Origin of the sequence: Listeria valentina (genome assembly GCF_011800755.1) — a bacterium.
Taxonomy (GTDB): Bacteria; Bacillota; Bacilli; order Lactobacillales; family Listeriaceae; genus Listeria; species Listeria valentina.
The window spans coordinates 18475-33830 of record NZ_JAATJW010000025.1 but is presented as its reverse complement, the minus strand read 5'-3'; the positions used below and the strand labels follow the sequence as shown (position 1 = coordinate 33830).

The following is a 15356-nucleotide window of genomic DNA, read 5'->3' as shown; positions in this document are numbered from 1 at the left end:
GAGTAAATATAAGCAGACACAGTTCTTTTCCTTCGTAAATAACGTGCTAGCCAAGTTTGTGCCGCGTTTTTCTTTATACACATATACAACCACTTCATTATAACATAACTGTTTAAATTAAGGCATTATTTTTAATGAAAAGAAAGAAATTTAATGATTTCTTTAGAAATAGCCCTGCTCCTTCAAACTGAGATATCTATCTTGACCAATAATAATATGATCGAGCAGTTCAATACCAACGATTTCCCCCGATTCTTGTAACCGTTTAGTTGCTGAAATATCTTCCTTAGATGGAGTTGGATCACCTGATGGATGGTTATGGAAGCAAAGAACAGAAGCTGCAGAAATCTTTAATGCTGTTCGGAAAACTTCACGAGGATGAACAATACTCATGTTTAAGCTGCCAATGAAAAGAGTTTCTCGGTGAAGTAAATGATTTTTAGTATTTAAAAATAAACAATGGAAATGTTCTTGATGTAAAAAACGCAGCTCGGGCATAACAAGTGCTGCGGCTTGTTCAGGCGTGCGAATAACGAGAATTTCTTTGTCTTGTTGCGCTTTATGGACCCGTTTCCCAAGTTCAATAGCTGCTGCAAGTTTACATGCTTTTGCAGGTCCGATTCCTTTTATCTTTTGAAACTCAGACACATTGGCTTGCTGAATCTCCGAAGTACCACGAAACCGCATTACAAAACGTTTTGCAAGTAATTCAACGGATTCTGTTTTTGTACCTGTCTCTAGTAACACAGCGACAAGTTCATCAAGAGAAAGGCAGTCTACTCCTGCATATGCAAGTTTTTCACGTGGTTGTTCTAGTTTTGAATGTAATGACAATTTTAAACGCCTCCTGTTTGTAAAATAAGATAAATTAGAAAGCCTGTGAACAAAAAAGGAACGAAGGGAATCTTTTTCTTCCATGTAATCTTTTTAAAAAGAAACGCAAATCCTAAAATCAGATTTGCACTGGCTAGTGCAAGAAAGAAAATCCAATAGCTTGCTTTAAATCCAAGTGCTGTTCCTAAAATGATAAGTAATTTGGCGTCTCCCATGCCAAATCCCTTTCGGAAAATATAGTAGATCAAGCCATAAAATGAAAAACTGCAGGAAAACTGCCATAGAATGCTAGAAAATGGGGTCCCTTCTCTTAAGCGAAGCAATAAAACGATACTGAAAAAAACAAGCACTGCAACATCTGGAATATGTAAATAAGTAAGATCAGTTAGTAAAAAGAAAAAAAGGAAGGCTAAACAAATTAGTAGGAGGATTCGATTTGAGGCGCTTCTTTCAAAATAAACGAAGAATGTAGAGAGAATCGGAAAGAGTAGCTCAACAGCCAAATAGGAACGGGATAGTTTTTGACCGCAACACCAAGTTTTACCACGTAAGATTATAAAAGAAAGCAGTGGAATCATTTCAAAAAAAGTAAGCCGTCTTTGACAAAAATCACATCTTGAGAAGCGGAACATAAAAGTCTGTCTCAAAGGTAAATGGGTCGCTGCCACTTGAATAAATGAAGCAAAGATGGCAGAAAAAATAAAAGTATTTAAATAAAGCATAGCACTTGATCGCTCCTCTAAGGTGAATAAGGCTTATTATAGCAAGCCTTATTTTTGTTGTCACCTTGCTAAAAAAGTTTTTCTAAGCCGATTTTTTAGTAAAAATAAAGAAATAGCCTTATGGAAAATCCTTATTTATGAGGTGAATCGGGTTTGAAAATGACATTATAAAAAACAAGCACCTTAAACGGTACTTGTTTTTCCAAGAAGATGTTTCCTAACTTCCGATATAAAATAAAGTGATCCAGTGATATATAATGGATTTTCAGCTCTCTTTTGAGGCACTTGTTCCAGAAACTCTTTCCAATTCAAGACGGGCGAAAGATTGTACCTTTCAGCCACTTCAAGAACATCTTTTTTTGCCATCGCACGAGGAAAATCAAATGTGGTTAGGTAAATCTCTACGTTTTTCACATTCGCTTGGATTTCTTGAATCATTTCATCGTATTTTTTATCAAGCAAAGCACTAAAAAGTAAATTGACTTTTTCAGAGTTCACTTGCTGAAGCGTTTGAATGAGTGCACGAATTCCTTCAGGATTATGCGCACCATCAAGGATGATCGTCGGGTTTTCTGTTACTTTTTCCAGCCTTCCTGGCCAAAAAGCATCAGCAAGTCCTTCGCGAAGCCCTTCTTCCGATAAATGAATCCACTTCTCTTCATGAAGAAAGCGTAATGCATAAATAGCTACAGAAGCATTTTGGATTTGATGATCACCAGCAAGACCCAGTTGTAGCGCTTTTAACTCTCCAAAAGTATCACGATAGTTTACTAGTTCGTTTTCTATTTTTTCAGAAGCAAAATCTTTTTTATATAAGTAAAAAGGAGAACAACGCGAGGTAGCAAGTTCAGCCAAAGTTGCAATAACTGAATCTTGAAGCACACCTGTTACGACGGGAATACCGGGTTTAATAATGCCTCCTTTTTCAAAGGCGATTTCTTCAATCGTATTTCCGAGAAACTCCATGTGATCGAGTCCGATTGTCGTGATGATCGAGAGAATGGGCGTTAAAACGTTGGTTGAATCAAGACGCCCGCCAAGTCCAACTTCGATGATTCCAAAATCAATGGCTTCAAACTCTGCAAAATAAAGAAACATCATAGCCGTAATAATTTCGAATTCAGAAGGTGGACCATACTCGGTCGTTGCGATTTCTTCTGTGATTGGTGCGATTTGATTGGCGAGTCGAACAATATCAGCGTCGCTTATAGGAATGGAGTTGATGGAGATTCGTTCATTAAAGGTCTCGATATATGGAGACGTAAAGGTTCCCACACGGTAGCCTTCTTTTTGAAGAACGGAAGAAAGAAAAGTTAGCGTTGAACCTTTCCCATTTGTTCCAGCAATATGAATAAATCGGTTCTTTTTCTCAGGATGATCCAATTTCTCAAGCAGTAATTCCATTCGCTTTAATCCTGGCTTGATTCCTAAACGTAGCGTCCCATGAATCCAATTTAAGGCTTCTTCGTAAGTGTTAAAATGCAAAGCTTTACTCTCCCTTCTTATGAAAACGCGAAATAGTTCCTGAAAGCAAAAGGAGCTATTTCGCGTTTAAAGTTAAGCGTTTTTTAGTGCTCTGATTCGTTCCTCGACAGATGCTTTTTTCTCAAGGTAATCTTTTTCCTTCGCACGTTCTTCTTGCACCACATTTTCTGGAGCTTTTGAAACAAAGCGCTCATTAGCTAATTTTCCTTGAACACGAGCTACCTCTTTATCCCACTTATCGAGTTCTTTTGTCAAACGTTCAATTTCTTCGGAGAGATCAATAAGTCCTTCGAGTGGCAAGAAAATCTCAGCTCCCGTTATAACAGCAGTCATTGCCGTATTTGTAGGTTCAATATCAAACGAAATTTCTAGAGATTCTGGATTACAAAAGCGTTCAATATAGGAAAGATTTTCTTCTATAATGCGCTTGTAAGCCTCATCTTTAGGTTTGATTTGAATAGCAACAGGTTTGCTAAGCGGCGTATTCACTTCCGCGCGAATATTTCGAACCGACCGGATAATTTCAACAAGCGTCTTCATTGCAAGCGCAGCTTCAGCATGCATTTGCTCTTCGCGAACCACTGGCCACTCCGCAACCGTGATGGATTTTCCGTCATGCGGCAAGTTTTGCCAAATTTCTTCCGTTACAAACGGCATGAACGGGTGAAGCAAACGCATAGTTTGATCAAGTACATATGCAAGAACCGACCGTGTGGTTTGTTTACTTTGTTCATCTTCGCCATAAAGTGAAATCTTGGCGATCTCGATGTACCAGTCACAGAATTCGTCCCAAATGAAATTATAAAGTGTTCGTCCTACTTCGCCAAATTCATACTTCTCGGACAAAGTGGTTACAGTTTGAATCGTTTCATTTAAGCCAGTCAAAATCCATTTATCACTTACTTCCGTTACATGTGACAAATCAATTTCCTCGAATTCAAGTCCATCCATATTGATAAGAGCAAACCGTGAAGCGTTCCAAATTTTATTAATAAAGTTCCATGTTGCTTCTACTTTTTCAAAACTGAACTTCAAATCTTGCCCTGGCGCCGTTCCCGTCGAAAGAGTATAACGAAGTGAATCTGCCCCATATTTATCAATTACTTCAATCGGATCAACACCGTTTCCAAGTGACTTCGACATCTTACGACCTTCAGCATCACGTACAAGTCCGTGAATCAGTGTATCTTTAAACGGTCGCTTCCCAGTGAATTCAACAGATTGGAAAATCATCCGTGAAACCCAGAAATAAATAATATCGTAGCCCGTTACAAGAGCGCCATTTGGGAAGTATCGTTTAAAATCAGGCGCATCCTCGTCTGGCCAGCCCATTGTCGAAAATGGCCAAAGCGCAGAACTAAACCAAGTATCTAACACATCTTCATCCTGTGTCCATTCAGCTTCATTTTCAGGTGGCGTTTCAGAAACATAAACTTCCCCGGTTTCATTATGGTACCAAGCAGGAATCCTGTGCCCCCACCATAGTTGACGCGATACACACCAATCGTGAATGTTTTCCATCCAAGTTGAATACGTTTTTTCAAAACGATTGGGTATAAAATTAACCTTTGTTTCATCGGATTCTTGAATATCAAGTGCCGCTTTTGCTAGAGGTTGCATTTTAACAAACCATTGCAAAGATAAATACGGCTCGATTACAGCATCAGTTCTTTCTGAGTGCCCAACTGAATGCACGTGAGGTTCTTGTTTAATAAAGAGCCCTAACTCTTTAAAGTCTTCAATGATCGCTTTTCTTGCTTCAAAACGATCCATGCCTTGGTATTTACCAGCATTTTCATTCATTGTTGCATCTTCATTCATTACAATGATGCGTGGCAAGTCGTGTCTATTCCCAACTTCAAAGTCATTTGGGTCATGTGCTGGCGTAATCTTAACCGCCCCGGAGCCGAATTCCCGGTCTACATAATCATCAGCCACAATTGGAATTTCTCGATTCATAATCGGAAGAATAATTGTTTTCCCGATCAAATGTTGGTACCGTTCATCTTTTGGATGCACAGCAACAGCTGTATCCCCAGGAATAGTTTCTGGACGTGTTGTCGCAATTTCAAGGAAGCCACTTCCATCAGCTAGTGGATATTTTAAGTGGTAGAAGTTCCCTTCAATTTCTTTATGGATAACCTCGATATCCGAAAGCGCGGTTTTAGCAACAGGATCCCAGTTGATGATATATTCCCCGCGATAAATCAAGCCTTTTTCATAAAGAGAAACGAATACTTTTTTGACAGCATCCGAAAGCCCCTCATCCAAAGTGAAACGCTCACGAGAATAATCCAAGCCAAGTCCCATTTTTTCCCATTGTTCTCGAATGAATCCAGCATATTCTTCTTTCCATTCCCAAGCTTTATCCAGAAATTTAGCTCGTCCTAATTCATGACGAGAAATACCCTGTTCTTTCAGTTTGGCTTCTACCTTTGCTTGAGTTGCAATCCCCGCGTGGTCCATTCCCGGTAAATAAAGTGTGTCAAACCCCTGCATTCGCTTGATTCTTGTGATAATATCTTGTAGTGTCGTATCCCACGCGTGCCCAAGATGGAGCTTTCCAGTTACATTTGGAGGCGGAATGACAACGCTGTAAGCTTGCTTTGACGAATCTCCTGAGGCCTTAAAGAAGTCATTTGCAATCCACCAGTGATATCTCCCACTTTCAACATTGCTTGGCTCATATTTTGTTGGCATTTCTGTGTTATCAAATTCCTTCATTCTATTTCCTCCCATCAAATTCTCCTTATAAAAGTAAACAAAAAAACTCTTTCCATCCGAAAAGGACGAAAAGAGTTTAGATTCGCGGTACCACCTTTTTACCGAAAAAATTCGGCACTCGTTCAAGTAACGATGCGATTTAGCACCGGTTTCCCCTACTTTTAAGTTCAGAAAAACAGCTCCAAGGCTACCTTCTGTGAATTTTCTTTGAAAGTTTGCAGCAACCACTTTCTCTCTAAGAAAGAAAAATTCACATACTCTTCCTCTTCTTCGCTTTTTAATATTATGTTTTTAGTCTATCAAAATTCATGCAGCTCGTCAATTTTTGTAAACTAGTTTTTCAAGCGTTTAAAAGTCGTTTCAAAAGCTTCTAGCGTTTGATCGATTTCCTTTTCCCCGTGCATCGTAGAAATAAAGATTCCTTCAAACTGTGAAGGCGGAAGGAAAATTCCTTGATCGAGCATTTCCTTATAATAACGGCTAAAGAATTCAAGATCACTGCTTTTGGCCGTTTCGAAATTAATCACTTTTTGATCTGTGAAGAAAAAGCCAAACATAGAACCAGCTTGATTGATGGCAAGCGGGACTTCATATCTTGTAGCGATTTCTTTAAGTCCTTCTTCCATTCGCTTGATGAGTGCACGAAACTTCCCATAATCATGCGGCGTTAATTGCTTAATGGTCTCAAATCCTGCTGTCATAGCAAGTGGATTTCCAGAAAGTGTGCCTGCTTGATACACAGTGCCAGCTGGTGCAACATGCTCCATGATTTCTTTTTTACCCCCATAAGCGCCAACAGGGAGACCACCACCGATAACTTTTCCTAAACATGTCAAATCAGGCGTTACAACATAATATCCTTGCGCAGAATAATAATCCACCCGGAAACCTGTCATTACCTCATCAAAAATCAATAAGCTGCCAAATTTTGTTGTTAGTTTCCGTAGCCCTTCGAGAAAGCCGGCAATGGGTGGAACGACTCCCATATTTCCAGCAACGGGTTCAACGATGACACAGGCAATTTCCTCGCCAAAATGTTCAAACGCAAGCGTGGCACTTTCCAAGTCATTGTAAGGAACCGTAATCGTATCTTTTGCTAAGTCCGGCGTCACTCCTGGGGAATCCGGTAAGCCAAGCGTGGCGACTCCGGATCCTGCCTTAATTAAAAGAGAATCCCCGTGACCGTGATAGCTGCCTTCGAATTTTAAGATCTTATTGCGCTTCGTGTACCCTCGCGCAAGCCGAATAGCACTCATTGTTGCTTCCGTTCCTGAAGAAACCATCCGCACGATTTCAATAGACGGGACACGCTCAATCACGAGTTTTGCCAATTCATTTTCAATTTCTGTTGGCGTCCCGAAGCTAGTTCCTTTTTGAACCGCTTGTGTTAGTTTTTCCACTACTTGTGGATTTGCGTGTCCGAGAATAAGCGGCCCCCACGATAAAACATAGTCAATATAATGGTTGCCATCGATATCTTTAATATACGCCCCGTTTCCTTCTTTCATAAAAACAGGATCAGCCGCGACGGATTTAAAAGCACGAACTGGACTATTTACTCCGCCTGGCATTAATTTTAAGGCTTCATCAAAAGCTTTTTTGGACGCTGAGTGTTTCATGTTTTTCCCCCCGATTTTTATTTTTGCAGATACTTCGCAACATCTTTTGCAAAATAAGTAATAATAAGTGATGCTCCTGCTCGCTTCATGCTAAGAAGCATTTCCATCACAATTTTTTCTTCATCGATCCAGCCGTTATGTGCAGCAGCTTTTACCATCGCATATTCGCCGCTCACATTATAGGCAACGACTGGCAAATGCGTAGTATTACGAACGTCACGAACAATATCCAGATAGGAAAGCGCTGGTTTTACGATTAAAAAATCAGCTCCTTCTGCTTCATCACTGTTTGCTTCACGAAACGCTTCTTCACGGTTAGCTGGATCCATTTGATACGTTTTTCGGTCACCAAATTGCGGCGCTCCATCAGCAGCATCACGAAATGGACCATAAAAAGCTGAAGCATATTTGACCGCATAGGACATAATCGGAATATTTATGTAGCCTGCTTCATCTAGTCCTTCGCGAATAGCTGCAACAAACCCGTCCATCATATTACTGGGAGCGATGATATCAGCCCCTGCTTCCACTTGGCTGACTGCCGTTTTTTTCAGCACTTCAAGCGATTCATCATTTAAAATCTCGTCGCCTTGCACAAGCCCGCAATGCCCGTGGTCCGTAAATTCACATAGACAAGTATCTGCTACAACAAGAATCTCAGGAAAAGCCTTCTTTATAATTCGTGTAGCTTCTTGAACGACTCCATGATCATGAAAGGCTCCCGTTCCAACGCTATCTTTTTCTTTCGGAATACCAAATAAAATGACAGCTTGAATACCTGCTTCTTTCACTTCTCGGATTTCTTCTTCTAACAAAGCTAATGGAAACTGATAAACGCCAGGCATTGAAGGAACTTCTGTTTTTGTTTCTCCAAATTCTTTTACAAAAATAGGATAAATAAAATCATCCATCGAAAGTTCATTTTCTCTTACTAAATCACGCATCGCGTTCGACGTGCGCAAACGACGATGGCGGTCAAAACTTTTTGTCATCATTCTTCGACTCCTCTATTATTAAATCTATTAAATTATCCATCTGATAGTTTTCGGGTTGAAAATTCACTTTATACCCATCCTTCTCAATTGCCCGAGTGGTCACTTCACCAATCGAACCAATCGGAAAAGTGGGCTTTAATGAAAATCGATCTAAAATTTGTTTGAAATTCTTCCAAGCAGAAGGACTCGCAAACACAGCAATAAAGTGCGGAAAAAGCTTTACAGCTTTTTCTAAGTTTGTCGCTGCATCGCTAGGTAAAATGGTATCATAAAGCGGCAGTTGAAAACAGGCAATGCCAAGATCAGATAAAAACCCAGCTATTTTTGGTTTCGCAATTTTACTTTGGGGAAGTAAGACAGTTTGCGCTTTTTCAGTATATAACTGACTCCATTCCTTCAAAAAGACTTCTGTTTCATAAAGGCTTGGTTCAAAGTCAACTTTTACTCCTAAATTTCGAAGAGCCTCAGAAGTTTTTCTCCCGATCGAGGCAACTTTCATTTTTTCGGGCAATTGACTGATCCGATCTGCAAAAAAACGTACCGAATTTTGACTCGTGAAAAAAATCCAATCTGCTTGGTGTGCTTCCTCTGTCAATTCAAACACAAGGGGTTTTGTTTCAATCATCGGCAATGAAATCGCTTCTATCCCAGCATTTTGCAAACGTAAAAGCCCCGCTTGATTTCTATTTCTCTCCCGTGTTAAAAAAACAGGACTAGTCATGGCGGCGTAACTCCTGAATAATTTGAGCGGCTCCCTGATCAAGCAATTCATGAGCTGATTCTTCCCCGAGCTGCTCAGGACTTGTTCCTGTTTTTTGAGCAGCCAGACGGTTGCTCCCATCCGCATTTGCAACAAACCCTCTAAACCAAAGTGACTCATCCGCTTCTTTCACAGCAAAGCCAGCAATGGGAATCTCACAACCTCCATTTAATGTTTCAAGAAACTTCCGCTCACATTGGACAGAAAATGCAGTGTTGGCATCATGAATGGAAGCAAGCATTTCAAGTAACTCTTTATCCATTTCGCGACATTCAATCGCAAGAGCACCTTGCCCAACAGCCGGAAGACAATCTTCTGCAGCAAGCCGCTCCACTTTTAAATTCCCATCATCTAGCCAGCCCATCCGACTTAAACCAGCTTCCGCCAAAATAATAGCATCGAATCCTTCTTCTTCTAATTTTCGTAACCGCGTATCAATATTGCCTCGAATCGAACGAATTTCAAAATCAGGTCGGATTCGCTTTATTTCCGCACTGCGCCGCAGGCTACTCGTTCCAATAACAGCACCCACAGGTAACTCAGAAAGTGTAGTTGCTTCGCGAAAAACAAGCACATCGAATGGTGATTCCCGTTTCGGAATAGCACCAATTACGAGTCCGTCATGCAATTTGCTCGGGACGTCTTTCATACTATGTACAGCAAAATCGATCGTTGAGTCTGCTAATTGTTCTTCCACTTCAGAGACAAATAACCCTTTGCCACCAACTTTGCTTAAAGTCACATCTAAAATTTTGTCTCCTTTTGTTACGATTTCCTGAACTTTAAACTCCACCTCAGGAAAGTGTTTTTTTAACTCGCGAATGACCCAACTTGTTTGTGTAAGAGCAAGTTTGCTACGCCTTGAGCCGACGATGAATTCCCGTTTCATTTACCCACCTCGTTTTTTTGATTTTGCGTTTCTTTCATCTCGATTTTTCCTGACAAACCAAAAATCGTTTTAAAAATCTCAATTTGATGATCCGCATCCGCTTTTCCAGGCATTTCCTTGATTTCAGCGATTGGATGCTTTAACATTTGATTGATAATGCTCTTCATATGCTTCCCGATCACCGTATATTCCCGCTCTGTCAGTCCAGGAAGCTTATTTTCTAAGCTTTGCATTGTTTTTTCTTGAATCAAAAGCGCCTCTTCACGCAGTTCACGGATCAGCGGAACAACGCCCAAACGCTTTTCCCATTCAAAAAACAGCTCCGCTTCCTTCTCAATTTCTGTTTCAAGCTGCGCAACCAAGCTTTGACGCTCTTCTGTATTGGCGGAAATAACTCCCTCAAGATCATCTAAATCATACAAAAAGACCTTTGAGAGATTGGCTGCAGCGGGATCAACGTTTCGTGGGAGAGAGATATCGATGACAAGAAGCGGCGAATTTCGCGACTCGCTAATTTGTCGCATATCCGCTTCGCTCAGCACATAATCCTCTGCCGAAGTTGAAACAAGAACAATATCTGCATCTTGAATGGCACAACCCAGTGAATCAAAACTTATAGAACGTGCATTTTTAAATTTATGAGCTAGCTTTTGGGCATGTTCTTCCGTCCGGTTTGCCAGTACAATTTCAAGGACACCACTTCCCGCCAAATTCTCCAAAGCAAGTTCGCTCATTTTTCCAGCTCCAACTAAAAGAACAGATTTTTGATTCAAATCTGGGTAAATTCGTTTTGCGACTTCAACAGCTGCATAACTAACAGAAACAGCATTTTCATTGATCTTTGTTCGGTGATGCATGTCTTTAGCAAAATGGATCACTTCACGAAATAATTGATTCAAAATCGTTCCCGTAGTTTCTGCTTTTTGCGCCTTAAAAAACGCCTGCTTCACTTGTCCAAGAATTTGAGTTTCACCAAGCACCAGCGAGTCAAGTCCAGCAGCGACTTCATATAAATGTTTGACGGCTTCTTTTTCCTCATGAAAAAAGAGATAAGAGGCCATCTCCTCAAGACGAATACCAAACCAGTCTGCGAGAAAACGTTTTATATAATATTTCCCGGTATGTGTTTGATCGACAACCGCCGTAATCTCCGTGCGATTGCATGTTGAAAAAATCACATTTTCCAAGATACTTTTTTCATTTTGCAAAGCAATAAGTGCTTTGTCAATTTCTGCCTCAGTAAAACTGAATCGTTCCCGCACGTCAATTGGTGCTGTTTTATGATTCAGTCCAACAGAAAGGATATACATGTGCACGTCCCCCTAATTTGTATTAATTCCATTTTAGCATTTTTCGTTCCGTTAATTCAATCACACAGTTTGTGAAATTTGTAAGGAATCATACAGAAAAAAGAGCCGACAAGTCAGCTCTTTTTTAGCATTTTGCTTCAATGAATGACCATGCTTCTTCTTTACCCATTCCAGTCTCTGCTGAAAACAAAACAAAGTCATCTTCTCCGTCAAAATCAAGGGTTTCTTTTACGACTTTTGCGTTTTTTTGCCATTTACTTCTTGGAATTTTATCTGCCTTTGTCGCAACCACAATAACCAGGATTTGATAATATTTCAAAAACTCATACATCATCACATCATCCGCTGTCGGTTTATGACGTAAATCAACAATTTGAATAACAGCTCGAAGTGGTTCACGAGAAGTAATATACGTTTCGATCATTTCGCCCCATTTTTCACGTTCTTTTTTAGAGACCTTTGCAAAACCATAGCCTGGAACATCCACAAAAAAGAGTGCTTCCTCAATTTTATAAAAATTAAGCGTTTGCGTTTTACCTGGTTTTTGTGAAATCCGCGCCATGCTTTTCCTGCCAATCATTCGATTGATAAATGAAGACTTGCCAACATTAGATCGTCCAGCGAGCGCAAATTCAGGAAGATTGCCTTCCGGATACTGCTCTTGCCAAACTGCACTAATCACAAGTTCGACGTTGTGTACTTGCATAACTTATAGCCCATCCTTTTCCTAATCTCGTTTTAGTATAACGGAAAAACGCTTTTCCTACAACAATTAGAGGAAAAGCGTTTTTTTGTTAAAATTTATCCACTTCTTCTTTCACCATTTTAATAAATTGATCGAGTGGCATATTTTCCGAGTCTTTCGAGCCGTAACGACGAATATTGACTTCGCCACTTTCCGCTTCTTGATCTCCTAAAACAAGCGCATAAGGAATTTTTTGAGTTTGAGCTTCGCGAATCTTATAGCCGAGCTTTTCATTCCGTTCGTCAACTTCTGCACGGAATTTCGAACGTTGAAGTTTTTCTTGCACTTCTTTCGCATATTCAAGGTGCGCATCCGCATTTACCGGAATGATCTCCATTTGAACAGGAGCAAGCCATGTTGGGAAAGCCCCTTTATATTCTTCAATCAAGTAAGCTACAAAACGTTCCATTGTGGATACTACCCCACGGTGAATAACGACTGGACGATGTTTTTCGCCATCTTCACCAATGTAAGTCAAATCAAAGCGTTCAGGGAGAAGGAAATCAAGTTGAACAGTTGAAAGAGTTTCCTCTTTTCCGATCGCAGTTTTCACTTGAACATCCAATTTTGGACCGTAGAAAGCCGCTTCGCCTTCCGCTTCGAAATAATCCATCCCCATTTCATCCATAGCATTTTTCAGCATAGATTGAGCTTTTTCCCACATTGCATCATCATCAAAATATTTTTCAGTATTTTTCGGATCACGATAGCTGAGTCGGAAACTGTAATCAGTGATATTAAAATCATTGTAAACTTCAAGGATGAGCTCGAGTACACGTTTAAACTCATCTTTAATTTGATCTGGGCGAACAAATACGTGCGCATCATTTAGTGTCATTCCACGAACCCGTTGCAAACCAGAAAGCGCGCCACTCATTTCGTAACGGTGCATCAAACCAAGCTCTGCAATCCGAATAGGAAGTTCCCGGTAACTATGAATGTCATTCTTATAAATCATCATATGATGTGGACAATTCATCGGACGAAGCACAAGTTCTTCATTATCCATTTTCATAGTTGGGAACATGTCTTCTTGATAGTGATCCCAGTGTCCACTTGTTTTATAAAGTTCTACATTCGCCATAATCGGAGTATAAACGTGGTTATATCCAAGGCTTTCTTCCTTATCCACAATGTAGCGCTCAATGACACGACGAATTGTAGCACCCTTTGGCAACCAAAGCGGCAATCCTTGGCCAACCTCTGCCGAATTCGCAAAAAGATCTAACTCTTTACCGAGTTTTCTGTGGTCACGTTCGCGCGCTTCTTCTTGCATTTTAAGAAATTCATCCAAATCTTCTTTCGAGAAAAAGGCCGTTCCGTAAATCCGTTGAAGCATTTTATTATTGCTGTCACCACGCCAGTAAGCCCCAGCAACGCTTAGTAATTTGAAGACTTTAATCTTCCCAGTTGAAGGAACATGAATCCCGCGACAAAGGTCGAAAAATTCGCCTTGCGAATAAATAGTTACCGTTTCGTCCGCTGGAATCGCTTCAATTAGTTCTAACTTATACGGATCTCCTACTTCTTTAAAACGCTTAATCGCTTCTTCACGAGAAACCACTTCCCGAGAAATTGGCAAGTTTTCCTTCACAATTTTTTGCATTTCTTTTTCAATTTGCGGAAAAGCTTCCTCGCTAATCGCGCTATCTAAATCAATATCATAGTAAAAACCAGTATCAATTGCGGGACCGACACCGAAATGCGCATCTGGATAAAGTCGTTTTATAGCTTGTGCAAGTAAATGCGCAGAGCTGTGACGCAAAATACCAAGTGCATCTGGATGATCGGGAGTTACGATTTCAATCGCGCCATCTTCTTCAATTGGTGTGACAAGATCCACCAACTGTCCATTAATTTTTCCTGCTAAAGCTTTTTTCTTCAAACTTGGGCTGATAGATTTTGCAATATCAGCTGTTGATGCGCCATTTTCAAACTCTTTTACTGCACCGTCTGGAAATGAAATTTTCATCACGATCTGCTCCTTTACTTTTTATTTTAGTTCTGATAAGAAAACCACTTTCCCCGAGAAAACAAAAAAACTCGTCCCTTAAAACAAGGGACGAGTTAGACTCGTGGTTCCACCCAAGATTTCAAACAAACATATAGGTTTGTTTTCTCTTGTCGCTGTTAACGAAAGCGAATCGTCTATCATTACTCACTTAAAAGCTTTCCAGATAGAAGTTCAAAGGCGGTCCGTTCTTAATTTCCAGTTCGGAGGTTCACAGCTACCCCTCCTTCTCTGTAACATTCCACTAAGACGGTTGTCCTTATCATCACTGATAATTTATTAACTAACACTAGTATACGCATAAAAATAAAATTTGACAAGCATTTTTCTTCACTTATTTTCGTCTGTTTTTTCCTTCCAGCTGAATTTCCTTAGAAAGAAAACGAATGCGTTCCATGATTCGTCTCGCTTTTAACTGTTCTTCCATCCCGTTTTGAGTGAACGTCAAGTGCGATTCAAGCTGCTTCATATTGTAATTGGAAGAGAAAAAAGTGGGTAGCTCCTCTTGCATCCGGAACTGTAAAATTGCTCCCAAAACTTCATCCCGTGTCCAAGACGTCATTGCTTCTGCGCCAATATCATCTAGCATCAAAACTTCTGTTTCTTTGGCAAACTCAATTTTTTCGCTAACCGTGTTATCAGAAATCGACTGTTTGATTTCGCGCATGAATTCCGGTAGGTAAACTAAAGTGGTAGTAACACCTCGGAGTGCAAGTTCACGAGCAATAGCTCCTAGCAAATAAGATTTTCCGGTCCCAAAATTCCCATGAATATAAAGCCCCTTTACGCGTTCAGGCGCATCTGCTGAGAAATGCTCAAGAAAATCAAATGCTTCAACAAGAGCCCGCTTCCGCTCTTCCTCATCCGTATAAAAATGATCGAGCGATGCTTCCAAAATTTGTTTAGGCATGTAAAGCGAGCGAATGCGACGTTCCACACTTTTTCGCTTATCTGCTTCAATTTTTTCAGGCGTTGGATAGTACGTTACCGTGATAAATTCACCGTTAATCACAAGTTTTGGTGCATAGCCCGGCATGAGCGTTTCTTTTTTAGCACGAAACTGCTCATCTTGCGTCATAAATTCATATAAGTTCGACAAGTTTTGATTGATGAGTTGCTCCGTCACTTCATCAGCATGTTCATTTAAAAACGCCCGAATCGGTTCATATCGTAGCACTTTTTCTTTCAGCGAATTATATTCTTTTTCAAAATCTCGCCCACTAAAAAGCTGTCCAAGCGTTCGTTCAATTTTATCCACCTTG

12 protein-coding genes and 2 other annotated features are annotated in these 15356 nt (G+C 40.3%); all 12 genes read right to left on the bottom strand.

What is annotated here, in order from left to right:
* Nucleotides 1–162: 162 nt before the first annotated feature.
* The 12 genes from radC to dnaI all read right to left on the bottom strand — a co-directional run bounded on the left by radC (nucleotide 163) and on the right by dnaI (nucleotide 15352).
* Nucleotides 163–834 carry a RadC family protein gene (gene radC / locus HCK02_RS07645; protein WP_246215551.1) on the bottom strand — a complete coding sequence of 224 codons (672 nt, stop codon included), beginning with the start codon at nucleotides 832–834 and terminating at the stop codon, nucleotides 163–165.
* Nucleotides 835–836: 2 nt separating this feature from the next.
* Nucleotides 837–1556: a prepilin peptidase gene (locus HCK02_RS14275; protein WP_167629542.1), complete on the bottom strand. Its 720-nt coding sequence runs from the start codon at nucleotides 1554–1556 to the stop codon at nucleotides 837–839.
* Nucleotides 1557–1739: 183 nt separating this feature from the next.
* Nucleotides 1740–3041: a bifunctional folylpolyglutamate synthase/dihydrofolate synthase gene (locus tag HCK02_RS07635; protein WP_167629541.1), complete on the bottom strand. Its 1302-nt coding sequence runs from the start codon at nucleotides 3039–3041 to the stop codon at nucleotides 1740–1742.
* Between the two features lie 72 nt (nucleotides 3042–3113).
* Complete coding sequence (locus HCK02_RS07630) at nucleotides 3114–5765, bottom strand: valine--tRNA ligase (protein ID WP_167629540.1); 2652 nt, start codon at nucleotides 5763–5765, stop codon at nucleotides 3114–3116.
* Between the two features lie 58 nt (nucleotides 5766–5823).
* Nucleotides 5824–6045: a binding site (T-box leader), on the bottom strand.
* Nucleotides 6046–6097: 52 nt separating this feature from the next.
* Nucleotides 6098–7384, bottom strand: coding sequence for a glutamate-1-semialdehyde 2,1-aminomutase (gene hemL / locus HCK02_RS07625; protein WP_167629539.1), 1287 nt, complete (start codon nucleotides 7382–7384; stop codon nucleotides 6098–6100).
* 17 nt (nucleotides 7385–7401) lie between these two features.
* Entirely contained in the window at nucleotides 7402–8376 is a 975-nt protein-coding gene (gene hemB / locus HCK02_RS07620) for a porphobilinogen synthase (RefSeq protein ID WP_167629545.1), read from the bottom strand.
* Complete coding sequence (locus tag HCK02_RS07615; protein WP_167629538.1) at nucleotides 8360–9100, bottom strand: uroporphyrinogen-III synthase; 741 nt, start codon at nucleotides 9098–9100, stop codon at nucleotides 8360–8362. The genes hemB and HCK02_RS07615 overlap by 17 nt, the downstream gene beginning before the upstream one ends.
* The gene (hemC, locus tag HCK02_RS07610) at nucleotides 9093–10028 is read right to left on the bottom strand and encodes a hydroxymethylbilane synthase (RefSeq protein WP_167629537.1); all 936 of its coding nucleotides are present in this window, start codon (nucleotides 10026–10028) and stop codon (nucleotides 9093–9095) included. The genes HCK02_RS07615 and hemC overlap by 8 nt, the downstream gene beginning before the upstream one ends.
* A complete protein-coding gene (hemA, locus tag HCK02_RS07605; RefSeq protein WP_167629536.1) occupies nucleotides 10025–11338 on the bottom strand; it encodes a glutamyl-tRNA reductase in 1314 nt (437 codons plus the stop codon). The genes hemC and hemA overlap by 4 nt, the downstream gene beginning before the upstream one ends.
* A gap of 124 nt (nucleotides 11339–11462) precedes the next feature.
* A complete protein-coding gene (gene yihA / locus HCK02_RS07600; RefSeq protein ID WP_167629535.1) occupies nucleotides 11463–12044 on the bottom strand; it encodes a ribosome biogenesis GTP-binding protein YihA/YsxC in 582 nt (193 codons plus the stop codon).
* Between the two features lie 88 nt (nucleotides 12045–12132).
* A complete protein-coding gene (gene thrS / locus HCK02_RS07595) occupies nucleotides 12133–14055 on the bottom strand; it encodes a threonine--tRNA ligase (protein ID WP_167629534.1) in 1923 nt (640 codons plus the stop codon).
* Nucleotides 14056–14138: 83 nt separating this feature from the next.
* Nucleotides 14139–14369: a binding site (T-box leader), on the bottom strand.
* A gap of 59 nt (nucleotides 14370–14428) precedes the next feature.
* Nucleotides 14429–15352, bottom strand: coding sequence for a primosomal protein DnaI (gene dnaI, locus HCK02_RS07590; RefSeq protein WP_167629533.1), 924 nt, complete (start codon nucleotides 15350–15352; stop codon nucleotides 14429–14431).
* Nucleotides 15353–15356: the final 4 nt, after the last annotated feature.

What these genes read in the sequence shown, in the direction of transcription:
- hemL (WP_167629539.1), bottom strand. Translation starts at nt 7,384, where the DNA reads ATGAAACACTCAGCGTCCAAAAAAGCTTTTGATGAAGCCTTAAAATTA.
- hemB (WP_167629545.1), bottom strand. Translation starts at nt 8,376, where the DNA reads ATGACAAAAAGTTTTGACCGCCATCGTCGTTTGCGCACGTCGAACGCG.
- hemA (WP_167629536.1), bottom strand. Translation starts at nt 11,338, where the DNA reads ATGTATATCCTTTCTGTTGGACTGAATCATAAAACAGCACCAATTGAC.
- HCK02_RS07630 (WP_167629540.1), bottom strand. Translation starts at nt 5,765, where the DNA reads ATGAAGGAATTTGATAACACAGAAATGCCAACAAAATATGAGCCAAGC.
- hemC (WP_167629537.1), bottom strand. Translation starts at nt 10,028, where the DNA reads ATGAAACGGGAATTCATCGTCGGCTCAAGGCGTAGCAAACTTGCTCTT.
- HCK02_RS14275 (WP_167629542.1), bottom strand. Translation starts at nt 1,556, where the DNA reads ATGCTTTATTTAAATACTTTTATTTTTTCTGCCATCTTTGCTTCATTT.
- HCK02_RS07615 (WP_167629538.1), bottom strand. Translation starts at nt 9,100, where the DNA reads ATGACTAGTCCTGTTTTTTTAACACGGGAGAGAAATAGAAATCAAGCG.
- thrS (WP_167629534.1), bottom strand. Translation starts at nt 14,055, where the DNA reads ATGAAAATTTCATTTCCAGACGGTGCAGTAAAAGAGTTTGAAAATGGC.
- yihA (WP_167629535.1), bottom strand. Translation starts at nt 12,044, where the DNA reads ATGCAAGTACACAACGTCGAACTTGTGATTAGTGCAGTTTGGCAAGAG.